General features: G+C 56.3%; 22 protein-coding genes and 1 tRNA gene. 9 read left to right on the forward strand and 14 right to left on the reverse strand.

Translation table 11 applies throughout. The features are described from left to right. Positions 1–4: 4 nt before the first annotated feature. Together HKX44_RS13815 and HKX44_RS13820 are read right to left on the reverse strand one after the other, a co-directional pair. The gene (locus HKX44_RS13815) at positions 5–763 is read right to left on the reverse strand and encodes a GntR family transcriptional regulator (RefSeq protein ID WP_276151947.1); all 759 of its coding nucleotides are present in this window, start codon (positions 761–763) and stop codon (positions 5–7) included. Then, positions 760–1,818, reverse strand: a complete 1,059-nt coding sequence (locus HKX44_RS13820) for a BadF/BadG/BcrA/BcrD ATPase family protein (protein ID WP_276151948.1) — start codon at positions 1,816–1,818, stop codon at positions 760–762. The genes HKX44_RS13815 and HKX44_RS13820 overlap by 4 nt, the downstream gene beginning before the upstream one ends. Between HKX44_RS13820 and HKX44_RS13825 the strand changes: the two genes are divergently transcribed. The 6 genes from HKX44_RS13825 (at position 1,812) to HKX44_RS13850 (ending at position 7,899) form a co-directional block, all read left to right on the forward strand. After that, positions 1,812–2,717: an N-acetylmuramic acid 6-phosphate etherase gene (locus tag HKX44_RS13825; RefSeq protein ID WP_276151949.1), complete on the forward strand. Its 906-nt coding sequence runs from the start codon at positions 1,812–1,814 to the stop codon at positions 2,715–2,717. The genes HKX44_RS13820 and HKX44_RS13825 overlap by 7 nt on opposite strands. 10 nt (positions 2,718–2,727) lie before the next feature. Beyond that, a complete protein-coding gene (locus tag HKX44_RS13830; RefSeq protein WP_276151950.1) occupies positions 2,728–3,981 on the forward strand; it encodes an ABC transporter substrate-binding protein in 1,254 nt (417 codons plus the stop codon). 129 nt (positions 3,982–4,110) lie between these two features. Next, entirely contained in the window at positions 4,111–5,028 is a 918-nt protein-coding gene (locus HKX44_RS13835; protein ID WP_276151951.1) for a sugar ABC transporter permease, read from the forward strand. 11 nt (positions 5,029–5,039) lie between these two features. Next, the gene (locus HKX44_RS13840) at positions 5,040–5,879 is read left to right on the forward strand and encodes a carbohydrate ABC transporter permease (RefSeq protein WP_276151952.1); all 840 of its coding nucleotides are present in this window, start codon (positions 5,040–5,042) and stop codon (positions 5,877–5,879) included. Next, complete coding sequence (locus tag HKX44_RS13845; RefSeq protein ID WP_276151953.1) at positions 5,876–6,901, forward strand: Gfo/Idh/MocA family oxidoreductase; 1,026 nt, start codon at positions 5,876–5,878, stop codon at positions 6,899–6,901. The genes HKX44_RS13840 and HKX44_RS13845 overlap by 4 nt, the downstream gene beginning before the upstream one ends. After that, a complete protein-coding gene (locus HKX44_RS13850) occupies positions 6,898–7,899 on the forward strand; it encodes an ABC transporter ATP-binding protein (RefSeq protein WP_276151954.1) in 1,002 nt (333 codons plus the stop codon). The genes HKX44_RS13845 and HKX44_RS13850 overlap by 4 nt, the downstream gene beginning before the upstream one ends. A 312-nt stretch (positions 7,900–8,211) precedes the next feature. Here the strand turns inward: HKX44_RS13850 and HKX44_RS13855 are convergent. The 7 genes from HKX44_RS13855 to HKX44_RS13885 all read right to left on the reverse strand — a co-directional run bounded on the left by HKX44_RS13855 (position 8,212) and on the right by HKX44_RS13885 (position 16,824). Beyond that, positions 8,212–8,288, reverse strand: a tRNA-Arg gene (locus HKX44_RS13855). A 204-nt stretch (positions 8,289–8,492) separates the two neighbouring features. Beyond that, positions 8,493–9,389, reverse strand: a complete 897-nt coding sequence (locus HKX44_RS13860; RefSeq protein ID WP_276151955.1) for a glycine reductase — start codon at positions 9,387–9,389, stop codon at positions 8,493–8,495. Between the two features lie 65 nt (positions 9,390–9,454). Then, positions 9,455–11,887: an FAD-dependent oxidoreductase gene (locus tag HKX44_RS13865; protein WP_276151956.1), complete on the reverse strand. Its 2,433-nt coding sequence runs from the start codon at positions 11,885–11,887 to the stop codon at positions 9,455–9,457. A gap of 8 nt (positions 11,888–11,895) precedes the next feature. Beyond that, positions 11,896–12,771, reverse strand: a complete 876-nt coding sequence (locus tag HKX44_RS13870; protein ID WP_276151957.1) for a choline/ethanolamine kinase family protein — start codon at positions 12,769–12,771, stop codon at positions 11,896–11,898. Continuing rightward, positions 12,768–14,750, reverse strand: a complete 1,983-nt coding sequence (locus HKX44_RS13875) for an ABC transporter permease subunit (protein ID WP_276151958.1) — start codon at positions 14,748–14,750, stop codon at positions 12,768–12,770. The genes HKX44_RS13870 and HKX44_RS13875 overlap by 4 nt, the downstream gene beginning before the upstream one ends. Then, the gene (locus HKX44_RS13880) at positions 14,751–15,764 is read right to left on the reverse strand and encodes a betaine/proline/choline family ABC transporter ATP-binding protein (protein WP_276151959.1); all 1,014 of its coding nucleotides are present in this window, start codon (positions 15,762–15,764) and stop codon (positions 14,751–14,753) included. Between the two features lie 127 nt (positions 15,765–15,891). Next, a complete protein-coding gene (locus HKX44_RS13885) occupies positions 15,892–16,824 on the reverse strand; it encodes an ABC transporter substrate-binding protein (RefSeq protein WP_276151960.1) in 933 nt (310 codons plus the stop codon). 199 nt (positions 16,825–17,023) lie between these two features. Here HKX44_RS13885 and HKX44_RS13890 point away from each other — a divergent pair, with 199 nt between their 5' ends. Continuing rightward, positions 17,024–17,794, forward strand: coding sequence for an inositol monophosphatase family protein (locus HKX44_RS13890; protein ID WP_276151961.1), 771 nt, complete (start codon positions 17,024–17,026; stop codon positions 17,792–17,794). Here HKX44_RS13890 and HKX44_RS13895 read toward each other — a convergent pair. Beyond that, a complete protein-coding gene (locus HKX44_RS13895) occupies positions 17,791–18,717 on the reverse strand; it encodes a choline/ethanolamine kinase family protein (protein WP_276151962.1) in 927 nt (308 codons plus the stop codon). The genes HKX44_RS13890 and HKX44_RS13895 overlap by 4 nt on opposite strands. A 4-nt stretch (positions 18,718–18,721) precedes the next feature. Next, positions 18,722–21,139: an FAD-dependent oxidoreductase gene (locus HKX44_RS13900; RefSeq protein WP_276151963.1), complete on the reverse strand. Its 2,418-nt coding sequence runs from the start codon at positions 21,137–21,139 to the stop codon at positions 18,722–18,724. Between the two features lie 148 nt (positions 21,140–21,287). On the opposite strand from HKX44_RS13900, the gene HKX44_RS13905 reads away from it, so the two are divergent. Further along, positions 21,288–22,052 (forward strand): DeoR/GlpR family DNA-binding transcription regulator, encoded by a 765-nt coding sequence (locus HKX44_RS13905; protein WP_276153232.1) that lies wholly within the window; start codon positions 21,288–21,290, stop codon positions 22,050–22,052. Between the two features lie 123 nt (positions 22,053–22,175). Continuing rightward, positions 22,176–23,081 carry an NAD(P)-dependent oxidoreductase gene (locus tag HKX44_RS13910; RefSeq protein WP_276151965.1) on the forward strand — a complete coding sequence of 302 codons (906 nt, stop codon included), beginning with the start codon at positions 22,176–22,178 and terminating at the stop codon, positions 23,079–23,081. Positions 23,082–23,128: 47 nt separating this feature from the next. Here HKX44_RS13910 and HKX44_RS13915 read toward each other — a convergent pair whose 3' ends face one another. Genes HKX44_RS13915 through HKX44_RS13925 form a run of 3 tightly spaced genes read right to left on the reverse strand, consistent with a single transcriptional unit; the run spans position 23,129 to position 25,805 of the window. Beyond that, entirely contained in the window at positions 23,129–24,340 is a 1,212-nt protein-coding gene (locus HKX44_RS13915) for a glycosyltransferase family 87 protein (protein WP_276151966.1), read from the reverse strand. Continuing rightward, positions 24,337–24,789 (reverse strand): GtrA family protein, encoded by a 453-nt coding sequence (locus HKX44_RS13920; protein ID WP_276151967.1) that lies wholly within the window; start codon positions 24,787–24,789, stop codon positions 24,337–24,339. The genes HKX44_RS13915 and HKX44_RS13920 overlap by 4 nt, the downstream gene beginning before the upstream one ends. Then, positions 24,786–25,805: a glycosyltransferase family 2 protein gene (locus HKX44_RS13925; protein WP_276151968.1), complete on the reverse strand. Its 1,020-nt coding sequence runs from the start codon at positions 25,803–25,805 to the stop codon at positions 24,786–24,788. The genes HKX44_RS13920 and HKX44_RS13925 overlap by 4 nt, the downstream gene beginning before the upstream one ends. Between the last annotated feature and the right edge of the window lie 126 nt (positions 25,806–25,931).

Below are 25,931 nucleotides of genomic sequence, written 5' to 3' on the forward strand. Positions count from 1 at the left end.
TTACCTACTCTTTGGCAAGGCGAAGCTCAGCTACGAAGTTGTAGGCGTCTCCACGATAGATTGATTGAGTGAATTCGACGACCCGGCCGTCACGAAGATAGGAGGTGCGTTCGATCCGTAGCCCTGCGGCGCCTGCCGGAATGTCCAACAGGTTTGCATCCTCCTCTTGCAGGTTTATCGCCGAGATTTTTTGAAGCGCGCGATGAGGCCGCAACCCGGAACGCTCCAAGACTTCATAGAGCGAGGTCTCGACTTCCAAGGGGTTCGGAAGCATCTCTGTTGAGAGCGAGGCCCGTTCGATAGCCATAGGTTTGTCATCAGCGGTTCTCAGGCGGGCGATCCTCGAGACAGACGCATCAGGGGTCAGGGCAAGTGCCAATACCTCATCCGGTGACGGCATAAATATGCCACGCTCCAGCCAGACACTTGTCGACGTCATTCCCCGCCGCGACATGTCTTCGCTAAAGGATGTCAGCCGCGACAAGGATTGTTCGAGTTGGGGCGTGTTGGATGCTATGAAAGAGCCGTGCCCTTGCTTTTGGACAATGATCCCGTCCTCTGCGAGAGCCTGAAATGCTTTGCGAACTGTAACCCGTGAGGTTTCGGTAATGGCGGCGATTTCGCGCTCCGGCGGCAAAGGGCTGCCGGGTTTGAGGACGCCTTGCTTCACACCGTCACTCACCCGTCTGCGCAGCTGCATATAACGCGGGCCGCCGTCCGATTTCAGCCAACTATCAGGAGCTAGGAAGTTTGCTATACTCATGAGAGGCCCTCCTGGCTGTTCTCAACGCTTTCTCTGGCAAGGGCAAAAGCGCCATCCAGGGCGTTTCCACGACGGTCGATTAGCCCAGCAGTGATTTCGTCAGGCAAGTATTTTGCGTAATGTGGCCCCACTCCCCCTGTCAGGCAGAGTGGATCACCCGCATTGAACCGCAGGGCGCTCAAGCACCGCATCAGGTGGCCTGCACCTTTCTCGAATAGCTTTTTTCCCACAGGGTCTCCGACACCCGCACTTTCCACGACCTCAGGGGCAAACACGCCATAGTCGCCGGGCTTCGCAGACCTACTGAAGGCGACAATTTCATTGGGATCGTTGTTAAATTTGGCGAACACTGCGCGGGTCAAGTCACTGTGTGGTGCTATTTCGTCATGGCACAACAAGACTTGGCGCAGGCATTTATGGCCAAGCCAAGACCCAGATGCATGATCGCCAACAAAAAAGCCCCAGCCGTCAACGCTTCGATAGGTCCCGTCTATTTTCGCAGCTGCAATTGTTCCTGTCCCGACAGACAACAAGAACCCGTCCTGCCCGCCAAATGCGCCATTGAGTGCTGTTGGGCGGTCGTCGGTAACAGTGACATTTTTATAAGGGACAGCGGCGGCAACGTTACCAGCGTCTTGGCTGGTCATAACTCCGGCGAGGCCGAGATGAGCGGTTGCGCCCTTTAGCTGTTCTAAATCGATCATACCTTTTGATGCGGCAGCTTCAACAGTATCGATGACGTTCTTGATCGCAAGCTCAGGGTCTGATGCAACGTTCGCGCGGCCGCCTTCTGCGCGGGCAAGGGCTCCATCCGCCGTCGTGCCGATAACAACCCGACATCCGGTGCCGCCGCCATCGACGCCAATAAGGAGGGTATGAAATGAATCGGACATATAATGCCTATAAGATACCTTTTCCCGTAAGGATAGCCCCTTGTACGCAAAAAGTCTTATATTGGCCTCTGATTTTTTACGGAAATCACCTCTGAAAAAGAAGTGGTAGACAAATGGTATTGTAAAGGTATTGTGTTGGCAGTGGGGGGATTCGAATGTCATTGCCAGCAACCGAAGTGGTTTCAGAGGGGCAGCACATAGATGTGCGGTCGCCGGCTGATGCGGCGGGTTTTTTGCTTGATGGTCAATCCGCAGCCATTGACGCGGTGAGGGCTGCAGAGCATTTGATTTTAAGAGCTTCGCATAGGATGGCCGTTGCAATTGGGTCAAATAATAGCTTGCACTACGCGGCGGCAGGGAGTTCTGGGCTTATGGCTCTTGCCGATGCCAGCGAGCTGCGTGGAACGTTCGGCATCCCATCTGAGAAAATTTATATCCATATGGCCGGTGGTGTTCCTGTGGATGCACATATGCCGGGTGATGCTGAAGATGACGAGGAAGCAGTTGAGCTGATCTCTGACACAATTTCTGAGGGCGATGTTGTGATCGTTCTGACGGCCAGCGGCTCCACACCCTTCGCGCTCGCTGTGGCGCGCGCGGCACAGCGGAAATCGGCAGTTGTCATCGGCATCGCCAACAATCCGGACACACCCCTATTAAACATTGCAGATGAACCGATCTGCATTGCGACGCCGCCAGAAGTCATTGCTGGATCCACGCGACTAGGTGCCGGGACCGCACAGAAAGCTGCGCTTAACCTCTTGTCCAGTTTGATGGGCGTCGAATTGGGTCACGTCTATCGTGGTGAAATGGTCAACTTCATAGCCGACAATGCCAAGCTCGTGCGGCGGGCGACCAACATGGTTTCGCGCATTGCAGGCGTTTCCGCAGAACTGGCAGAGGACGCAATCACAAAAGCAGGTGGACGCGTCAAACCTGCCATTCTTGTCGCCGCCGGGTGTTCACTCGAAGAAGCAAATATCTTGCTTGAGCAAAGCAGCGGCCAACTTGGCCCTTGTTTTTCATCACTGAAATCAAACCGGACAAACACGTCAATTTAGGGAGAAGACCATGAAGAAATCTACTTTGATCGGAGCCATGATGGCCACGTCTGTGCTTGCAGGGGCCGCCGCCGCGCAAGATGTTACACTGACAATCGAAAGCTGGCGCAATGATGATCTTGCCATCTGGCAAAACAAGATCATTCCAGCGTTTGAGGCGGCTCATCCGGGCATCAAACTGAACTTCACGCCATCTGCACCAGCCGAGTATAACGCTGTGTTGAATTCCAAACTTGATGCAGGCTCTGCTGGTGACATCATCACCTGCCGACCATTTGATGCCTCTCTGGCGCTCTATGAGGCCGGGCATCTGGCTGACATTAGCGATCTTGACGGCATGGCGAACTTTTCACCTGTGGCCAAGTCTGGATGGAGCACAGATGACGCATCCGTCCAGTTCTGCGTGCCAATGGCGTCCGTGATCCACGGCTTTATCTATAACAAAGACGCCTTTGCCGAGCTGGGCATCGAAGCGCCTGCAACTGAAGAAGAGTTCTTTGCCGCCCTCGACACGATCAAAGAAGATGGCAGCTACATTCCGATGGCGATGGGCACGAACGACCAGTGGGAAGCCGCAACCATGGGCTATAACAACATCGGTCCAAACTACTGGAAAGGCGAAGAGGGCCGCTTGGCCTTGCTGGCTGGTGACCAATCGTTGACAGACGAAGGCTGGGTTGCCCCATATCGCCAGTTGGCCCGCTGGGGCGAATATCTCGGCGACGGGTTTGAGGCACAGACCTATCCAGACAGCCAGAACATCTTCACGCTTGGCCGCGCGGCGATCTATCCGGCGGGGTCTTGGGAGATCTCTGGCTTTAACAACTTGGTCGATTTCGAAATGGGTGCCTTTTACCCCCCCGTCCAGAACGCTGGCGACACCTGCTATATCTCGGATCACACCGACATCGGCATCGGAATGAACGCCGCGACCGATAACCCCGAAGCCGCTGCGACGTTCCTGAACTGGGTTGGTTCATCCGAATTCGCGACGATCTTTGCCAACGCTCTGCCGGGTTTCTTCCCGCTGTCGGACGCACCGGTCACGCTTGAAGATCCACTCGCACAAGAATTCATCTCTTGGCGCGGTGAATGCGAAAGCTCGATCCGGTCTACTTATCAGATCCTGTCGCGCGGTACGCCCAACCTTGAGAACGACACATGGAATGCTTCCGTGGCGGTAATCAAGGGCGAGGAAAGCCCCGAAGACGCTGGCGCACGCCTGCAAAAGGGTCTGGCAAGCTGGTACGAACCACAGCAGTAAAGTTACCTTTCTGGCTCTGCGCGACACTGATCGTCGCGCGGGGCCGTATCTACTCACACAATGACCTATCTGCAAGGCGTCCGTCCGGCGCTTTTCAAATGGATCGTATCAATTTGAAGGGCCGAGCAAATGACAGAAAAACCACGCTTCCGTTGGCACATTGTTGTGTTCTTGGCTCCCGCAGTGTTGGTCTACACCGCCGTGATGATCTACCCGCTGTTCAACACGCTGCGCCTATCGTTGTTCACCGAAGTGGACCAGGCCCGGGTCTATGTCGGTTTGCAGAACTTCAAGACTTTGTTCGGTGATACGGTCTGGTCCACCCAATTCTGGAACGCATTGGGGAACAACTTTTGGTTCTTCATCGTCCATATGCTGGTGCAAAACCCGATCGGGATTGCACTGGCCGCCATTCTGAGCCACCCCAAACTGCGCTTCGCCGCATTTTATCGCTCTGCCATCTTTATCCCTACAATCCTGTCCTTTGTTATCGTGGGCTTTGCCTGGAAGCTGATCCTGTCGCCCATCTGGGGCATTGCCCCGGGTATGCTGGACGCAGTTGGCCTCAAGTCGCTTTACGCCCCGTGGCTGGGCAAAGAGGAATACGCCCTGACCACCTTGTCACTGGTGTCAGTCTGGCAGTTTGTCGGTATCCCAATGATGCTGATCTACGCGGCCCTGCTGTCAATCCCGGACGAAATTCTGGAAGCCGCAGAGGTCGAAGGGATCACGGGGCTGTCCGCTTTCTGGAAGATCAAACTGCCGCTGATTTTGCCATCTATCGGGATCATTTCAATCCTGACGTTCGTGGCAAACTTTAACGCCTTTGACCTGATCTATGCCGCACAAGGCGCTCTGGCAGGGCCGGACTTTTCCACGGATATTCTGGGTACGTTTATGTATCGCACGTTCTTTGGCTTCCAACTGCAATTGGGTGACCCGCATATGGGATCGACCATCGCTTCGGCCATGTTTGCAATCATCCTCATCGGTGTGTGCCTGTACCTTTTCGGTATCCAGTCGCGCATGCGCCGCTACCAGTTCTGAGGAGAATGAAAATGAATGCCGCACGTCAAAATCGCCTCAATACATTTGCTGCCCACGGTGCGCTGATCCTCTATGTACTGATCGCCCTGTTCCCGGTCTTTGTGATCGTGATCAACAGCTTCAAGGATCGCAGGTCAATCTTTCGCGAACCTCTGGCATTGCCAAATTCGGAGAGCTTTTCACTGATCGGATATGAAACCGTGTTGAAACAAGGGGATTTTTTTCTCTACTTTCAAAACTCCATGATCGTGACCGTGGGATCGCTTTTCTTCATCCTGCTTTTTGGGGCCATGGCCGCCTTTGCCCTTGCTGAATACCGATTCAAGGGCAACACGCTGATAGGGCTGTATCTGGCACTCGGCATAATGATCCCCATTCGGATCGGCACCGTCGCCATTCTGGAAATGATGGTGCAAACTGGTCTGGTGAACACACTGTGGGCGCTGATCCTTGTTTATACGGCGCAAGGCCTGCCGCTGGCCGTGTTTATCCTGTCTGAATTCATGCGTCAGGTCAGTGATGACCTGAAGAACGCGGGCCGCATTGATGGCCTGTCTGAATACCGTATCTTCTTTGTGCTGGTCCTGCCGCTGGTACGCCCTGCGATGGCGACGGTCGCCGTTTTCAACATGATCCCGATCTGGAATGATCTGTGGTTCCCATTGATCCTCGCGCCAGCCGAAGAGGTCAAAACACTGACGCTGGGCAGCCAGGTCTTTATCGGGCAGTTCGTGACCGACTGGAACGCAGTGCTGTCGGCCCTGTCGCTGGCCATCCTGCCGGTCATGGCGCTCTACGTTGTATTCTCACGGCAATTGATCCGGGGCATCACATCCGGTGCAGTCAAATGAGGGTCCTGGTCGCAGGTCTGGGAAATATGGGGCGCAGCCATGCGCTGGCCTATCACACCCATCCCGACGCGGATGTTATTGGGCTGGTGAACCGATCTGCGGTAGATCTGCCAGAGGCGCTGCTGAACTACCCGTGGGTCACGACATTTGCCGAAGGTCTCGCGCTGAAGCCTGATTTGGTTTGTATCGCAACCTATTCCGACAGTCACGCCGACTATGCGATTGCTGCGATGGAGGCGGGGGCGGATGTGTTCGTCGAAAAGCCACTGGCGACCACAGTGGATGATGCGCGCCGCGTTGTGGCTGCTGCTGAACGGTTGGGCCGCAAGCTGGTTGTGGGATATATCCTGCGCCATCACCCCAGTTGGCAACGCCTGATTACTGAGGCGCGCGACCTTGGCGGGCCATATGTGTTCCGTATGAACCTCAATCAGCAATCTGATGGTGACACATGGAAGACGCATAAGGCCCTGATGGAGAACACCTCTCCAATCGTCGACTGCGGTGTGCATTATGTTGATGTCATGTGCCAAATCACAGATGCCAAGCCTGTGCGCGTCAATGGCATGGGACTGCGGTTGTCAGATGAGATTGCGCCCAGCATGTACAACTACGGCCAGCTTCAGGTCTGGTTTGAGGATGGCTCTGTCGGTTGGTATGAGGCCGGATGGGGCCCGATGATGTCGGAAACCGCGTTCTTTGTGAAAGACGTGGTGTCGCCCAACGGGGCCGTGTCGATCACCGACGGCCACAAGGGCGCGTCCGATGACATCGATGGTCACACTAAGGTGGGTGGCATTCTGGTCCATCGCCCGTCCGACGATCAACTGATCGAAATACACAACGAGCCCGGCCATCAAGACCTGTGTGATGCACAAGCGGCCTTCATGATCGACGCTGTCAAAACTGATGCCGACCTGTCACGGCACATGGATGATGCCGTCCAATCCCTCGCAATTTGCCTAGCTGCCGATGAAAGTATCCGGTCTGGCCACCCAATGACACTAGGAGAAACCCGATGACTGCTCTGACCCTTACCAATGTTTGTAAATCCTTTGGCAGTGTGGAAGTTCTCAAAGACATCAACCTGACGGTTGAGGATGGTGAATTTGTTGTATTTGTCGGCCCGTCTGGCTGTGGCAAATCTACCCTGTTGCGTGTGATCGCAGGGCTGGAAGACGCAACCGACGGTACGGTCAGCATTGGCGGCGATGTCGTCAACAACACGCCACCCGCGAAACGCGGCATTGCAATGGTGTTTCAATCCTACGCGCTTTATCCGCATCTGAGCGTGCGGGATAACATGGCCCTTGGCCTCAAGCAGGAAAAGCAACCGAAGTCGGTAATTGATGAACGGGTCACCAAAGCGGTACAGATGCTTGATTTGACTGCGTATGTGGATCGCCGCCCGTCAGATTTATCAGGGGGTCAGCGTCAGCGAGTGGCTATTGGGCGTGCCATTGTGCGCGAGCCCAAGCTGTTCTTGTTTGATGAACCGCTTTCCAACCTTGATGCCGCGCTGCGGATGAATACACGCATTGAAATTGCTGAACTGCACCGCACGCTGAGTGCATCTATGATTTATGTGACCCACGACCAAACTGAAGCGATGACGCTAGCGGACAAGATCGTCGTGCTGAGGGACGGACGTGTTGAGCAGATCGGCAGCCCAATGGATCTGTACAACAATCCTGCGAACAAGTTTGTCGCTGGTTTTTTGGGCTCTCCCGCGATGAACTTTCTGCAACAGGCGCCTGTTGATATGCCCCAAGGTGGTACATTTGGTATCCGACCTGAACACCTGCGATTGGAAAAAGGGGGGCGGATCAAAGGGACTGTTACCCATGTTGAGCGTTTGGGCGGTGATACAAACCTTCTTATCTCCACTACTGCGCAAGAGCCGATGACAGTTCGTCTGTTTGGACAAGACAGCACCTCTGTTGGTGAAGCAATCGAGCTCGACTTTGATAACAACACGGCTTTTGCCTTTGATGCGAACGATCAACGCATCGCGGTTTAGGGCTTGAACAGCATTCGGAACAATTTTTACTGAAACACATCCACGGCTCTGGAATAAAGCCTTAAGCGTTTTGCTATCGCCAATGCCAAGTCTTGCCGCCGCGCAGCAGCGTAGCGATATGTCGTGCTGCGGTAATATTCGCGTTGCTAGGGTCCTGACCCTAGCGCGCGGCATGAAAACGCATTCACAGTATGGGCTGATTTTGCGAAAGCGTCGCATAGTCCCTGACGGTCTGTTGTTCGTCTGGCAAGTCACTTGGGTCAATGTTGTGACGTAAAAGCCAAAGTCATCTGACGCCCACCAACGAACAACTGGCGATCCCGGGAGGACTCGAACCCCCAACCCCCTGATTAGAAGTCAGGTGCTCTATCCAGTTGAGCTACGGGACCGCTGAGGACGGTTGTCACGCAAAATCGAGACCTATGCAAGACCAGCTTGTGGCCAATTGTGACTTATAACGTTTCGAGTTTAACTTGAAACACTTGTTCGCTGCCTCTTCCTCTGATCGAACGCGAAAAGGGGTGCGTTATGTTTCAGGCCAAATTCGAAAATTCTTAGCAAGCAAAACGCGCGGAAACCAACACGGCCAAGGGCTAGCGGTTCTGCACTTGTTTGGCTGTCACCTTGCCAGCGTCGAAGGCTTGTTTGCGGCATTTGATTTCTTGCGGTGAGAGTTTGGCCGCATTGGAATAGTCGTCTTTCCACCGCGGGGCACCGATCCATTCAAGGCCCGAGTGCAGGGTTGTGCGGGGGTGCTGCGCACTTTCCAAAAGGTCCAGCGCCATGTTCAGGACCGCGGCCTGTGACGCGGTATCCTTTGGCCGGCCTGCGGCATTCCCCAGTGGAAAATCGTTGAACAGGAAACGTGGAACACCGGCATGTTCGACGATATCCTTGGCGCATCCCATGATGACGGTTGTAATGCCGGCCTCTTCCAATTGGCGGGCCGCGATTGAAACGGATTGGTGGCACACCGGACAATTGGGCACCAGTAGGGCTGTGTCGATGCCGTTTTCGCGGCAAAGCTCAATAAGGGCCGGGCTGTCCACTTCGAGGGTTATGCGTTGGGACCGGTTGGTCGGCAATCCGAAAAAATGATCAGCTAATTTGCCGATACGTCCACCAGCCACTACATTTTTTAAGGCGGTCAGCGGGAAATAGCTTGCCTGGTCCTCGGCGGTGGTGTGGTCGCGGTCGATGGCGATATGGGAAATGCGCAGATCTGGCGTGCCCAAGGTTGGATGTGCATAAACCTCATAAAATTTGGCCGCAGCATTATAGGGTGCGCCGGGGCCTTGATCGCCCTTGTCTGGCTGAAAAAGCGCCGCAGTTGTGATCAGGCCAAGGGTGCATTCTGCCAAGGGTTTTGTGAGCGGGGCAAAGGGGACATCTATAAAACTGGCCCAATCATAAGGCGCACCATACCCCAGCGCCTGATAATAGTCGCGGGTGCGTTGCATATAGGCAATCGGCTTATCAGCGGCGCTCATTCGGGGGCTTTCCTGGACCAGTTGCGATATAGGGTAGCGCAGTTTCCGGCGGGTTCGTAGCCCTGTCAGGATTTTACCTTTGCCATCTTCGGATCATAGAGCGGGGCCAATGTCACCTTGGCCTTAACCCGATGGGTGGCCACCTCCAGCTCGTAATCACCAGATAAAACATATTCCTTATCAATGGCTTGGTCGCTGCGTACATAGCCCATGCCGATGCTTTCCCCCAACGTATGCCCATACCCTGCCGAGGACAGCCAGCCGCAACGTTCCCCATTGCGATAGATCGTTTCGCGGCCCGACAGGATAACCTCGCCGTCACAGGTAAAGGTCGCCATAATCTTTTTGACACCGCTTTCACGTTGGGATTGCACCGCTTCGCGGCCCTTAAACGGGATGTTGGATTTCATCTTTACCGCCCAGCCAAGGCCTGCCTCGTCCGGTGTGTGGTCCGGCCCGATGTCCGAACTCCATGCACGATAGCCTTTTTCCAGACGCAGGGTTTCAATTGCGCGGTACCCGGCATTGCGCAGGCCAAGGTGCGCACCCGCCTCGTGCAGCGCGGCAAAGACCGTCAGGGCATATTCGGTTGGCAGGTGCAATTCCCACCCCAATTCCCCCACATAAGTGATGCGCAGGGCAAGAACCGGACATCCGGCGATGCCGATGGTGCGGGCCTGCCCAAAGGCGAACCCTACGTGGCTAACGTCATCTCGGGTGCATTGTTCAAGAATGTCTCGGGCTTTCGGGCCGAACAGCGACAGGACCGCGTTAGAAGAGGTCACATCGACCAGCTGTGCGTTCATACCTTTGGGAATGTTACGGGAAATCCAGTCGAAATCATGGGTGGCAAAGCCGGTGCCGGTGACGATGTAATATTCATCTTCGGCGGTGCGCACACAGGTCAAATCACATTCGATCCCGCCGTGATCGTTCAGCATTTGGGTATAGATGATCCCCCCCACAGGTTTGTCCACACGGTTGGCGGCGATCCAGTTCAACGCCTCTTCGGCGTCCGGGCCCTTGAGGATAAATTTCGCAAATGAAGTCTGGTCAAACAGCACTGCTGCCTCGCGTGCGGCCTTGTGTTCGCGCGCGACTGGGGCGTGCCAGTTTGGGCGGTCGAAGGTGTAGATATCACGTGCGTCTTCGCCCGCTTCAGCGAACCAGTTCGGGCGTTCCCAACCTAGTTTTTCACCAAACACCGCACCGCTGTCCTGCAAGGCAGCATAGAGCGGCGAGCGGCGGCAGGGGCGGCCACTGCTGTGTTCCTCAGAGGGCCATGCCATGGTGTAATGCTTGCCGTAGGCTTCCATCGTGCGGGCGCGCACCCAGTCCTCATCCGTGTGCGGGCGGCCAAAGCGGCGAATGTCGACCGGCCAGAGATCATAGGGCGGCTCTCCCTTCGCGACCCACTCGGCCAGCGCCATGCCTGCGCCACCACCAGATGCGATGCCAAAGGCATTAAAGCCGGCACCGACAAAAACATTGGCCATTTCGGGCGCTTCGCCAAGGATGAAATTCCCGTCGGGGGTAAAGCTTTCGGGGCCGTTGATCAGTTGTTTAATGCCTGTGGTTTCCAATGCCGGAACGCGGGGCAGGGCCAGTTCAACCAGTTGTTCAAAGTGATCGAAATTTGAGTCCAGCAATTGGAAATCAAACGGGTCGGGGATGCCGTTTTTCGCCCAAGGAATGCCATTGGGTTCATAGCCGCCCATGACCAATCCGCCGACTTCTTCCTTGTAATAGGTCAGCCGGTCGGGATCGCGTAGGGTTGGCAGATCGGAGGGCACACCAAAAGCTTCGGTGATCATGTATTGGTGTTCCACGGACACCAAAGGCACCGTCACCCCGATGGATTTTGCCAATGTTCGGGTCCATTGTCCGCAACATAGCACCAACTTTTCGCAGGTGATATCGCCCTGCGGGGTACGCACGCCGACGATCTTGCCCTTTTCGGTCAAAATCTCGGTGACGGGCGTGTTTTCAAGCAGTTGCGCGCCTTTGGCTCGGGCACCTTTGGCTAAGGCCTGTGTGATATCGGAGGGGCTGGCCTGACCGTCAGTTGGCAGAAACGCCGCGCCCACAACATCACCGATATCCATTAGGGGCCACAGATCCTGCGCCTCTTGCGGCGTCAACAGCTGCATATCAAGGCCGAAACTATGGGCTGTGGTGGCTTGTCGTTTGACCTCGGTCCAGCGTTCCTGATTACAGGCAAGCCGCAAACCGCCGTTCATTTTCCATCCGGTGGCAAGGCCGGTTTCCGCCTCAAGCTTGTTATACAGTTCGATCGAATAGCCCAGAAGTTGGGTGATATTGGCGCTTGAACGCAATTGCCCGACCAGACCGGCAGCGTGCCATGTCGAGCCGGAAGTCAGCTGTGCCTTTTCCAGCAACAGCACGTCGTGGCCCATTTGCGCCAGATGATAGGCCGTGGAACAGCCGATGATGCCGCCGCCGATGATGATGATCTTGGAGGAAGATGGGAGTGTCATTTCAAACCTTATGTCTGCGCGAAATCGGCAAGTGCCGAGGTCAGTCGTTCCATGTTTTCAGAGGTGTAAGCGCCGTAATCCACATCCAGTTCAGAATGGATTTCCGAGGTCATTGACCAAAGGGTTTCGCGCATCAGCGATGTGCATTTCATGGCGCTGTAGGCGCGCCAGTGTTTTTCGGGAGAGGTCTCAAAATACTGCGCCAGCATCGCGCGTTCCTGATCTTCGGAGAGGGCGTTGTTTGACGCCAGCCCCGCCAGATCGAACAGCGGCGAGTTATATCCGCCATATTCCCAGTCAATCAACCAAAGCTTGTCACCATCATCGAGGATATTGGCGGCCAGCAAATCATTGTGGCCGATCACCATATCAATCTGGCCGACCGCAGCTTCCAACTCATTAAGCTGGGCCAGCATCGCAGGCAGGGCCTTGGCGTGGTGCGACCCATCCGTGTGCAATCGCGCCGCATAACTGCGGTTCACCTGAAACGGCCAGAAGGTTAGTACCGGTTGGCTGAGGTGACCGGCAAGGTCGCGATGAACGTGGGTGATCATTGAAATGATCCGCTGCAAATTGTCGGGGTTGCGCACATCTGCCTCGCTGAAGGTCTGGGCGTTCAGAAACTCCAGCACCAGAACACCGGGCTCATGGTGGATCACCTTGGGTGAAAATCCTGCTGCGCTGGCGGCTTGCGAGAGGGCCAGTTCGTTCCAGCGCATCACGCCATGTTCGGCGATGTCTTCGCCAAGGCGCACAACAAACTGCTGCGTCCCGTCGCGTACCCGCAGGTTCACATTGGTCAGCCCGCCGCCAAGGGCAGTGATGTCTTGCGGGTCTTGGAAACAGCTAAGGTTCGCGATCTTGTTGATGATTTCACGTGTCATATGCCCAACCTCTTACGTTGTCCCCGGGCCAAAGCGTTGACCAAACGGTCAGCGATGATGGCGATAAAGGCGACCGACAGCCCCGCGACAATCCCCTTGCCGGCGTTGGCCTTGGTCAGCGCGATATAGACCTCCTGACCCAGATCACGGGTGCCGACCAATGCAGTGATCACCAGCATCGACAGGGCAAGCATAGTGGTCTGGTTCAACCCCAACAAAAGCTGCGGCGTGGCCAGTGGCAGTTTAATGCGCCACAGGATCTGGCGCTTGGTGCAGCCGGCCATATGGCCCGCCTCGATCATTTGTTCGGGTACATCACCCAGCCCGTGGGCGGCATAGCGTACCGCAGGGGCCAGCGCATAAAGCACCACAGCGATCATCGCGCTGAAATCGCCGACGCGAAATAACATGATGACAGGGATCAGATAAACAAAGCTGGGCAAGGTTTGCAGCGTGTCCATCAGGCCAAGGATAACCTTGCCCGCCTTGGGCCGTTCCGCCGCCCAGATGCCCAAGGGTATGCCGACTATTGTGGCGATCAGAACCGAGACACCACAAAGGTAAATCGTGACCATCGCCTTGCCCCACAGACCACTGGCGGCGATGAACCCCATCATCAGCATGGCCATGATGCCCAGTTTCCAGCCACCGATCCGTGCTGCCATCAGCCCCGTGGCAATAATGCCCCAAGCCCAGGGAATGCCGGTGAAAAACTTCTTTACCGGCAAAAGAAGCCCCTGAAGGATCACCAGCTTTATGGCCTCGAATGTGTCAAAGAAATTGACGTTGATCCACTCCATCGCACCGGCCCAGAAGGGGCCCGTGGTCAGGGTCAGCGCTTCTGGATAGGTTTGCACCGCTGGGATAAGACGCCCGAGGATCATTGTTGCGATTGCGAAAAACAGAACCGTGCTGCTCAGCGGGTACCGCTGGATCAGATTGCCGGATTTGCGGACACGGTACTTGCGTTCTGAAAACGCCTGACTGGCCCGGTCCAGCGCGATGGCCATCAGGACAATGGCCAGACCAGCCTCAATCCCGCCACCGATATCAAGCCGGCGCAGCGAGGCCAACACGTCAAAGCCCAAGCCTCCCGCACCAATCATCGAGGCGATGATCACCATGTTCAGCGACAGCATGATCACCTGATTGACCCCGACCATAAGCGTGGGGGTGGCCGAGGGCACCAGAATTTTCCACATGATCTGGCGCTGCGTACATCCTGCCATGTGCCCGGCTTCAAGGATTTCGTCGGGGACATTGCGCAAAGCGACGATGGTGATGCGCACCATGGGCGGCATCGCATAGATGATCGTAGCGACCAGCGCGGCAACGGGTCCAAAGCCGAACAGGATCAGGATTGGCACAAGATAGGCGAAAACAGGCACCGTCTGCATCAGGTCCAGCACGGGGCGCAGGGCCATGTCGACCCAAGGATGGCGATAGGCCGCGATGCCCAGAAACAGCCCCCCAACAGCACCAATAGGCACGGCAATCAGGACCGAGGCCAGGGTGATCATCGCGCTGTGCCACTGGCCGAATACTGCGAGATACAAAAAGCAACAGCCAACCAATGCTGCCAACGCCCAGTCGCGGGCGTACAGCCCGATGGCGGCGATACAAATGATGATGGCAATCCAGCTGAGGGAGGGGGCCAGTTGTACGGCGGTCTCGCCATAGCCGCTTGAGAACCCTTCGATCAGCAGATTTCGCAGGAATTGATAGGGGGCTTCGATCAAGGCCGCCATCGCGCGGGTCAAATCCTTGAACGAAAACAGGTAAAACCCTGCGTCCTCAACCAGCCAGATCAGAAAGCCACTGATTGCACCATCAAGCTCCAGCTGCCATTTCTTGGGAAATCGGATGATCCAGCGTGCATCAAGCGCCTTATAAAGCTGGAACGACCAGGTGGACAGCGCCCAGGTTACAGCGAATAGCGCCAGCCAGAACACGCGCCCCGATGTCAGCCAACGCGGCATTTATGCGCGCCCCACAAGCACATCAATCACGGCCTGTCGGGTGATCTGGCCGATGACCTCGCCGTCCTTTTCGACCCTGTAGGGCGCGTTGGCCCCCTCGATCTGGCTGGCGATGTCATCAATCAGCTGTTTGTGATCGACAGTGCCGGCAAACGTGCCATCTTGCAGCGGCTGTATGACAGAGCCGGCAGTGATCACTTTGGAGCGGCTAACGTAGCGGGTGAACTCTGCGACATAATCAGTGGCCGGGTTCAGCACCAGTTCCTCGGGTGTTGCGACCTGTTGGATTTCACCGTCTTTCATCACGGCTATACGGTCGGCGAGGCGGATCGCCTCGTCAAAATCATGGGTGATGAAAACGATGGTTTTATGGAGCATGTTTTGCAGCCGCATGAATTCATCTTGCATTTCGCGCCGGATCAGTGGGTCAAGCGCCGAAAATGGTTCGTCCAAAAACCACAGATCAGGTTCGACAACGAGGGACCGGGCGATGCCGACCCGTTGTTGCTGACCGCCGGACAATTCGCGCGGATAGTTGTTTTCGCGCCCCTTTAACCCGACCAGTTCGACCATTTCCATGGCGCGGTCTTCGCGGGTTACCTTGTCGATCCCTTGCACATCCAAAGGAAAGGCGGCGTTTTCCAGAACGGTCAAATGCGGCAGCAGGGCAAATTGTTGAAACACCATGCCCATCTTTGTGCGCCGGATATGGATCAGCTCTGCTTCGTTCATGCTCAGCAGATTCTTGCCTTCAAAGAATATCTCGCCGGCAGTTGGTTCAACCAGCCGCGACAGGCAGCGAACCAAGGTGGATTTCCCCGAGCCGGAAAGGCCCATGATCACGAAAATCTCACCCTTGCGGATTTGTACATTGGCGCGGCGTACCGCTCCGATCAGGTTGTGCTTGCGCAGGTCGCCTTTCTGCGGATCGGGCGTGTGGGTCAGAAAGCTATCGGCCTTGGCCCCGTAGATTTTCCAGACGTCGCGGCACTCTAGGATGGTTGTCGTGTTCATTGGGGCCTCGGTCGCGCGTCATCCGTCAGCCGGAGGCGGCTGGCAGGTCGGCAATCCATGTGAAAAGGGTAGGGTGTTGCGCGCCGCAAGACCGGCGCGCAGCTTTTGTCGGTGGGATCAGGTGCGGTCAGTTGGCAATCCAGGTCGACCAGACATCCTTGTTGTCGGCCATCCATGCGGCAACAGTCTCGTCCACTGATTTTCCGTTCAGGTCGACGTCGGCAACCATCGCGCCCATGGCGTCATTGTCGATGTCGAAATTACGGATAGCTTTGCCGGCGTTTGGCCATTTGTCGTCCAGACCAGCCCAGGATACTTTCCAGATCGGGCCCGTCGGTTTACCACAGTCATAAGCCGCGTCAGGATTCATGCCAACAGATGGGTCGGCGTAACACTCTGGCGAATACTCAGGGAATTTAACGAATTTACCGTCGTATTTGGCCGGAGCCCAGTGTGGCGAATAGATCCACAGCATGATCGGGTCTTGGCGTTGGTAAGCGGATTCAAGTTCCGCGAAAAGTGCCGCGTCCGTGCCCGCGTGGATCACTTCGAAATCAAGGCCAAGTGCCTCGACACGTTCTTCGTCAAATCCGCCCCAAGTCACAGGCCCGCCCAAGTAACGGCCAAGCGGTGCGGTTTCCGGCGTGGAAAACGCGTCTGCACATTCCTTCAGCGCCTCCCAATTCGGCAGGCCGGGACAACGTTCTTCCATATAGGCGGGATACCACCATTCTTCGATGGCGATCATGCCGGTTTCGCCCTGATTGATCACCTTGCCAGATGCAGTCGCCTCGTCCATTGCCTCGCGGCCAGTGGTCTCCCAGATTTCCATCGCAACATGCAGGTCACCGGTTTTCAGCCCGGCAAATTGGGCGATGTAATCGGCCTGCACATATTCGACGTTATATCCGGCTTCTTTCAAAACCTCACCCATCAGGGTGGTGGTGATCAGCTGGCCTGACCAGTCATGCAGGGTGAGCTTGATCGGGTCGGTCGATTCTTGCGCAAGGGCTGGTGTCGCGGCCAGTAATGCGGCTGCTGCAACGGATAGAATTTTCATTGTTAACTCCCGGTTATGGGCCCGGTTCGTCTATGAGATATAGCATCTAGGCTAGCATAGCGCGGGCTCTCTGGGATCATTCAACAAGGTTAAAATCCCTAAATCAACAAAAATCAACATATCGCAACTAATTTTGTAGCTTTTGGATGTTGGTTGCGGAATAGATGGGCGGTGCGCTGGCCCAATGAAAGGATGCCCCATGACTGACCTTGAAAAGCGGCTGCTGACAGCCTTAGGGATCACCGAAGCCGCGGCACAGGTTGCACTGGGCCACTTCCGCAACAGCCCTGACATTGAAACCAAGCTGGATCAAAGCCCGGTGACAGTAGCGGATAAGGAAACCGAAACCGCGATCCGCGAGGGTTTGGCGCGCGCTTTCCCGAGGGAGGCGATTTTCGGTGAAGAGTTTGGCCAGACGGGCGCGGGCGGTGATATGTGGATTGTCGATCCGATTGATGGCACGCGGTCCTTTATCACGGGGTTGCCCTTGTTCGGAATGTTGTTGGGGTATCTGACGGGGCAGGGCCCACAGTTGGGGATCATCCGTATGCCGGCGCTGGATGAGGTCTATGCCGGGGCAGTGGGGTTCGGGGCGACCTGCAACGGTGCGCCAATCAGCGTGAGCGCGTGTAGGGAGCTGGCAAAAGCACGGTTGTTCATCAACGAAGGGGACAAAATCGCCGCCCAAGCCCCGACGGTCTTTGCACGTCTTGTGCAGGCCGGTGAGCTGCGCCGAATGGGGGCGGATTGCTATCCTCATGCCTTGGTCGCGCGCGGGTTGGTGGATGCGGTGGTTGATTTCGATTTGCAGCCTTATGACTATCTGCCCGTCAGTGCCGTGGTAGAGGCGGCAGGCGGCATAATGACCGACTGGCAGGGTGGGCCACTGGGCATGGGATCTGACGGGCGAACCCTGACGGCGGCAACGCCTGAATTGCACGCGGAGTTGATCGAGTTGGTGAACGCCTAACCGGCCCGGACCGCATCGACATGGGCTTGGAACGCGGGGTCCTGCATCAGTGCCTTGCAACGCTCAAACCGGCCCGTGGCATAGGCCCAGAAATCTTCCGCCGGGTTGCCATCAGCGTGCTGGATCAACCCCCACAACGTCCACAGGAGATCACACATCGCCTTGTAAATTACCATGCGACCTGTTTCTGCTGCCGTTGCAGGCCGACCGAAATACGCGGTCATCAGCTCGCTATCCTGCCGTGCATTCATGCCGGCTTCGACAGATAGATCACCAACATCCCACAAGGGATCGTTCATGCCGGAATATTCCCAATCCACGATCCACATGACGGTGCCATCATCCAGAAAGTTCTCGCACAGGGGGTCGCAATGGCAAGGGGCCAGCGTGATGTTTGCACTTTCCAGAACCTGTTTGATCGGGTTTGCCGCCGCAACAACCCCGTCATAGCCTTCTGGCAGTTCGACGTCCTTGGTCGATAAGATGTTCAGATAGTCATCAATCATTGCAAATAACTCGAACCGGAATTGGAAGGTTTCACCCGAGGTGTGCAACTTCGCCAATGCGATCCCTGCACGGGCCGGTGATCCGCCGCGTGTCGCGAACAACTCGGGCGACATTGTTTCTACATCCGGTACGGTTTCACTGATCATCAGACCGCTTGCCGGTTCGGCAAAGATCACCCTTGGCGAAACACCTGCGCGCGCCGCTGCTTCGGCGTTATGTACCTCAACTGTGCGGTCAATATATTCCTCTGTGCCATCGCCCGCGATACGGACGATGACCGAAGTGTCGCCCATATCGACACGATGCACCAGATTGGTCAGGCCGCCCAGACGGGTGATGCTGTCGGGGTTTTCAACCTCCGCAAATTGCGGGGCTTTACGCAGGGCTTGCAGGACGGTTTTCGCATGTTTGCTCATCAATTTACCCTTTCAATGCTACGTTCTGGGGGTCGTAAAGTGGGCCCTCGACCTGGGTGATCGGGTGGCGGTCGCCAAAGACTTCAAGGGTGAAGTCACTTGTGTCCCAATGTTCTTTTTCAAGATAGCCGCGAATGATGGTTTGCCCCACGGTCCAGCCAAATCCGACCGAGGTGGCAAGCGAGACCAGTTTTTCCCCCAGTAAAACCGCCTCGCCGCCCGTCAGCGGCAGGTTTTCCGGCGTCACAAAGGTGCAAAGCCTGCGTTGAACACCGACGGTTTTCTGTGCTTCAAGGATACGTCTGCCAATGAAATCGCCCTTGGACTTCAGGTGTACGCGGAACCCCAAACCCGCCTCGATCGGGGTATAATCCGGCGAGATGTCGCCCGACCAATAGACATAGCCCTTTTCCATCCGCAGGCTTTCAATCGCGCGGTAGCCGACATTGGTGATGCCGTGCGCTTTGCCCGCCTGCCAAAGCCGGTCATAGACATGGGCGGCAAATTCGGTGGGGATGTGCAATTCATAACCCAGTTCCCCAACATAGCCGATCCGGGCAGCGCGCACCGGGGCGGCGCCGATGATAATGTCGCGCGCGGTTGAAAACGGCAGAGCCGCGTTCGAGACATCGCTTTCCGATGCCGCTGCCAGCACCTTGCGTGCATTCGGACCCGCAATGTTAATCACCGCCATCGCGCTGGTCACTTCGATCACATGGACCGACCCATCGTCAGGCAGGTGTCGTTCGATCCAGTCACTGTCATGCACGCCAAAACCGGAGCCGGTGACCAGATAAAACCGATCCTTTGCAAGACGGATAAAGGTCACATCGGCCTCTATCCCGCCCTTAGCATTGCACATCTGTGTGTAAATGATCGTGCCCACTGGTTTGTCCATATTGGACACACAGAGACGTTGCAGCGCGGCCAAGACCCCAGTGCCGATGATCTCGAACTTGGCAAAGCTGCTTTGATCAATCAGCGCCACATTTTCGCGCACCGCCATATGTTCCTTGGCGGCAAAGGCCTTCCAGCCCGGGGTCAGGAAATCAAGCTGATCTAGCGGCTCCACCCCGTTGGGGGCAAACCACAGGGGCCGTTCCCAGCCATTTTTACTGCCATATACCGCGCCCTGATCCTTGAGCCGCTGATAGAGCGGGGACAGGCGCAACTGGCGTATAGTTTCATGCTCCTGACCGGGATACCGCATTTTGTAGTGATGCGCGTAATGCTCGACCGCGCGTGGATACATGAAGGCACGGGTGCCGTGATGCGGACCAAAGCGGCGCACGTCCAAGGGCCATAGGTCCAGCGATGGCTGCCCGTCGACCACCCATTCGGCAATCATCTCGCCGGCACCACCACCCGCCGCAATGCCGTAGAGAAAACCGGTGGCCAGCATCAGGTTTTGGTAACCCGGCTGCCAGCCCATAACAAAATCGCCATCCGCGGAGTAAGGGATCGGTCCGTTGATCACCTGCATTATGCCGACCTCATTGATCACCGGTGTTACCTTTCCGGCCAGTTCGGCCAGTGGCAGGAATCGGTCAAGATTCTCGGGCAACAGCTGGCGCACGAATTTGCCCGGAATGCCGGTGTCGCCGAAGGGCAGTGTGGCGTCCTCGTACCCGCCGACAACCAGCCGCCCGCCGACGTCAGGTTTATAATAGACCAGCCGTTCAGGATCGCGCAGCGTGGGGTAGTGACCGATTTCGTTGCCGGTGGATTCCGTGATGATGTATTGGTGTTCGACCGCGCAGGCGGGAATTTTCAGCCCCAGTTTCGCGGCGATTTCGCGACTCCACATGCCGGTGGCCAGAATGATTGTCTCGGCCTCCCAACGCCCTTCCGTGGTTTCGACAGAAGTGATCCGCCCGTCTGTGACGTTAAAGTCCAGCACCTCGACATTCTGGCGGATGTTCGCCCCTTGCCGACGTGCCGCCCCCGCGACGGCCTGACACAGGGATGCGGGATCGACATAGCCGTCTGTGGGGATAAACGCCGCCCCCTCCAGCCCGCGCTCTTCGATCAGCGGGAACAACTCTTTTGCCTCTGATGGGCTGATGATCTGCATGTCCAGATCAAAACTGCGTGCCATTGTGGCCAGCCTTTTCGCCTCAAGCATCCGTTCTTTGGTCGCGGCCAGACGCAAGGAACCGGTCTTCTTCCAATCGAATTGCAGCCCGTCCTCATTCTGAAGCCGGTCATACATCTCGACCGATTTCTTCAGCATCCGTGTGGTGTTGCGCGAGGAACGCAGTTGCCCAACCAGACCGGCCGCGTGCCACGTCGCCCCTTCGGTCAGGTTTGCCCGTTCCAAAAGAACCACATCTTTTTCGCCCATACGGGTCAGATGATAGGCAATCGAACAGCCAAGGATGCCGCCACCGATGATAAGATGTTTCGCGCTGTGCTGTGCCATTGTGCCGCCCAATATGGTGTATTATGGCGTCGAGCTTACCTTGAATCGACATTTCATCAAATAAAATGTTGATTTATGTTGATATTTGATCCGAATATCTTGCAAATATTGCGTTTCCCTGTTGGAATTATGGGTATATGTCTGGGTCATGTCGAAATACAAAGCCCAGATTTTACATGCCGTGAACATGCGCGGGACCGTTTCAGTCATGGAATTGGCCCAGATTCTTGGCGTGTCGGACCAGACCATCCGGCGTGTGTCACAGCCTCTTGTTGAAAGTGGGGATTTGGACAAAGTGCATGGCGCCCTTGTCTCTAACCGGACTGCGTCAGACCCGCCATTTCTGGCCCGAATGAATCAGAACCGCAGCGCTAAGGTTGCCATTGCCCGGCTGGCGGCGGAAATCGTGCCGGACGGGGCCAGCGTTGCTATTGATACCGGCTCGACCTCGGGGTTCATCGCCCAAGCGTTGCGCACCCGCCAGAAACTGACGGTGGTAACCAATTCGGCCTTTGTCGCCAGTACGCTGGCAATCATTCCGGGCAACAGGGTGTCGATGGCGGGCACACAGTTGCGCGATCATGATGGGGCCGCATTTGACCGTTCCGCTTTTGACGTGATTGAACGGATGCAGGTTGATTTTGTCATTCTGTCGGCCTCAATGGTGGATGCGGAAAAAGGCTTTTTGGTGCATGAACAATGCGAGGTCGATATGGCCAATGCCATGCTTAAAAATGCGGCGCAGGCAATCATGTCGGTTGATCACTCCAAGTTCCTTCCGCAAAGCCATCGACCAGCCTTGCGGCAACCGGCGCTAGGTGGCACCGATATGTTGATCACGGATACGCCACCGCCGCCTGCCTTTAATACATTGTTGCGCGATTTGGATGTGCGGGTTGCAGGTGGCAAATAGCGGCCCTATCACTTGGTTTCAGGCACCGATGGTCACGGATGACAAGCCGCAGCGCTTGCAGCATATTTTCACAACCCGCGCCCCTCGGATGTTTGATAGATCTTGAAAACCAGAGCGCGCATTTTGACAGGTGCCGCCGAGAAATTTCCAAAAAGGAACGTCACGATGAGCAAAATTGCATTCCTTGGCCTTGGCGTGATGGGCTATCCAATGGCGGGCCATTTACAGGCCGCAGGCCATGAGGTGACAGTCTATAACCGGACCGCCGCCAAGGCACAGGATTGGGTAGAACAACATGGTGGCCAAAGCGCGGATACACCGGCGCTGGCTGCAAAAGGGGCCGAATTGGTGATGGCCTGCGTTGGCAATGACGATGACTTGCGGTCGGTTTGTCTGGGTGCTGATGGTGCCTTTGCGGGCATGTCGCAGGGTGCGCTTTTCGTTGATCACACGACTGTGTCTGCAAAAGTGACCCGTGAACTTTATGTCGCAGCCAAGGATCAGGGCTTCGGTTTTGTAGATGCACCGGTGTCCGGCGGACAGGCGGGGGCGGAAAACGGCCAGTTGTCGATCATGTGCGGGGGCGACGCTGCTGAATACGATCGTGCTGAGCCGGTGATGAATATCTATGCCAAGCTGGTGCGCCGTATCGGAGAGAGCGGTGCGGGCCAGCTGACCAAAATGGCCAACCAGATTGCGATTGCGGGTTTGGTTCAAGGGCTGTCAGAGGCGCTGCATTTCGCCACCAAAGCCGGGCTTGATGGCCGTGATGTGGTTGAGGTGATCAGTCAGGGTGCCGCAGGCAGTTGGCAGATGGCAAACCGTTACGAGACCATGCTGGACGATCATTTTGAACACGGGTTTGCGGTAGACTGGATGCGCAAAGATCTGGGCATCTGTCTGGAAACGGCAGATGAAAACGGGGCGAGCCTGCCGGTGACCGCGTTGGTAGATCAGTTTTACAAGGATGTTCAGAAAATGGGCGGTGGCCGTTGGGATACGTCTTCGCTGTATAAACGCCTGAAATAAACATGCGGGCGGGGGTGGCTGCCCCCGTTGCGGACTTGCGGGGTGGTTTATGCGCGGGCAAGGCTGTCTGATGTATGCGGCTGCCCTGCCGGTGTGGTGCTGCGCCACAGGCTTTGCGCGACAACCGTCCCGATCAGGATCAGAAGAGGACCGATCAGCGCGGGCGGGGTTGCGCTTGCGGTGGGGCCAAGCAGGTCAATCAGGGCGGTTGCAGCAAAGCCGTAAAACCCGATGGTCCAGGCCGCAGCAACGACTATGTAATTTTGCAAGCGCGTGGCATGTTGCGTCACTGTTGGGCCAAGCAAACTGGCCGCCACTGTCAGGGTCGCCAGATCGTAATCATAATTGTAAGGGCTGAGCAGGGCCGAGAAGAACACCCCAATGCCCAAAAGATCACGGGTGGCGAGGCCAAGTTGCATCAGCCGCACCATTGTTAACAATGCGGCCGCGATAACACCTAAATGCAGGGCAAGCGCGACACTGTGAACCAGGCCAATCGACCGGCCAAAGGCATAGAGCGATGACATGCGAAAGATCGTAAAGGCATCGTTTTGGAAGGCGTCGCCGGTGGCGGTCACCCCGGCGATGAATGCTTGCCAAGCTTGCGCACCCAACAGCAGATAGGACAGCCCGCAGAAGATGGTGACAGTGGTAAGGGATGTGAACGCCAGCCGCCAGCGCCGGTTAACCAGTGACCAGATACCAAACCCCACGGCGAGATGTGGTTTGATCGCCATCAAACCCAGCGGCACACCGGCCAGTCGCGATTGACGCAGGGCCAGCAAACAGGTCAGCCCCATCAGGGAGGCCATAAGCAGGCTGTTTTGCCCCGCGCGGATGATCAGGGTGATCAGCGGCAAAAACAGGATAACCGTGATTTGAAATGCGTCTGCATCTAACCGCCCGATGACCCAAAGGAACAGCGCCAGCGTCGCTGTCATAAACAGCGCATAGGCCAGCCAAGCGGGCAGATACCCCAGTGGCGCGATGACCAGATCAAAAGTTGGCGGATAGCTCCACAGCAGCTGTGTACCGTTAAAGCCCGGCAGTACAGATTGGCGTTCGATAAAGGTGGCAACGTCATAGGTTTCGGGCAGGCTGCCTTGGGCCATCATGACGCTGGCAAGGTGGAAGGCGTCGAAATCCAGCAGCTTGCCTTTGTCCAGCGCTGCGGGGAAAGCGAATTCCAGCGTGACATAGAGGACCATCACCAGGGCGCAGGCCAAGAGGCCCAGTAATGTGGCGGGTTTCAAGATCATGAGTTTGCCCCAATCGGATCAGCCACCCGTGGCGGGGTCGAAAAGGCCCAATAACGTGCGCCGACAAAGGAAACGGTGGGCACAATCAAGGCCATGCAGATCATGGCTTGCGTCAGGGATGCGCCTGCGGCGGTTGCCACTGCGGTAATGGCGCTGCTTAACGCGAGGGATACAGCAGAGAGCGCAAGAAACCGACGCGAATGCCGGGCGCTCGGCGCGCCGACGCGGAAAGTATATCTGGCATGACCCGATAAAGAGACAAGAAAAGCTGCGCAAAATCCGGCAAGGTTCGCTGTCATCGCGCCAAGCGCAAAAATATGGGCGGCACCCAGGGCGGCAGTGACATGCACCAAGGTGGCCAGCACACCAACCCCGGCAAATCGGATGACCTGTGCGACTGTGGCGAGGGCGCGGTGCCCTTTGTCTTGCGCCGGCGTGGCTGTGTTCACTCCGCAGCTCCGATTTCGGCATGAGCCTCAAGACCATAGCGCGAGCGCACAATATACAGCGGGCGGTCGCGCACTTCGGTAAGAATGCGGCCAACATATTCGCCAACGATCCCGATGGCGATCAACTGTACCCCGCCAAAGGCCAGAATAAGCAGTAAGGTCGAGGCATATCCGGGCACATCGGTGCCATAGATCAATACGCTGATCAGATAGTAGAGCCCGTACATGAATGCCGCCATGGCCAAGCCGGTGCCGACATACGTCCAGATGCGCAGAGGTTTGGTTGTCGATGAGAAAATCCCGTCGAGCGCCATGTTCCACAGCTTCCAATAGGACATGGTGGTGCGTCCGGTATTGCGTTCCTGACGGGTATAGACCACCTCGTCTGTCTTGAAACCAACCCAGCTGAACAGCGCCTTGTTCAGCCGTGCGCGTTCCCCCATCGAACGCAGGACATCAACCACCTGACGGTCCAACAGCCGGAAATCCCCCACATCCGACGGCATGGGGTGATCGGCCAGAGCATTGAAAACCTTGTAGAACGCCCGCGCGGTTGAACGCTTGAGCCAGGTGTCTTGTGACCTATCACCGCGCCGCGCATTGACGATCTCGGCACCGTCGCGCCATTTCTGAATCATCTGGACGATCACATCGGGTTCGTCTTGCAGATCAACATCAATTGGAATGATCGCATCACCGGTTGCATGTTCCATGCCAGCGCAAAGTGCGGCCTCTTTGCCAAAGTTGCGCGACAGGTTGATCAGATGGATTGCCCGATTGTTGCGCATGAAGGAGCGGATGGCGAATTCGGTGCCATCTTTGCTACCGTCATTCACAAACAGGATTTCCCAATCAATATTCTTTACGGTGCCGCTGGTAAGTGTCTGGATCTCGTCCAGAAACGGTTTGATTGACTGCTGTTCGTTATAGACCGGCACCAGCAATGTGACCCGCTTGTGGGCCGGTTCCACGGGATGTGCGCCTGCGTGCATTTGCGAGATGTCTGGTGCGTGCATGTTCTCTGGCCTTCACAATAACAACGGGGACCCGCGCCGGCGGGTTTTGCTCTCGCGCCATCTTCTGCGAAAAAAAAGGACAAATTGTGTCGTGAAAGGGCCTTCATCATGACTGCCCATGTCGCG

Source organism: Sulfitobacter sp. M05 (assembly GCF_029285175.1).
Taxonomy (GTDB): domain Bacteria; phylum Pseudomonadota; class Alphaproteobacteria; order Rhodobacterales; family Rhodobacteraceae; genus Sulfitobacter.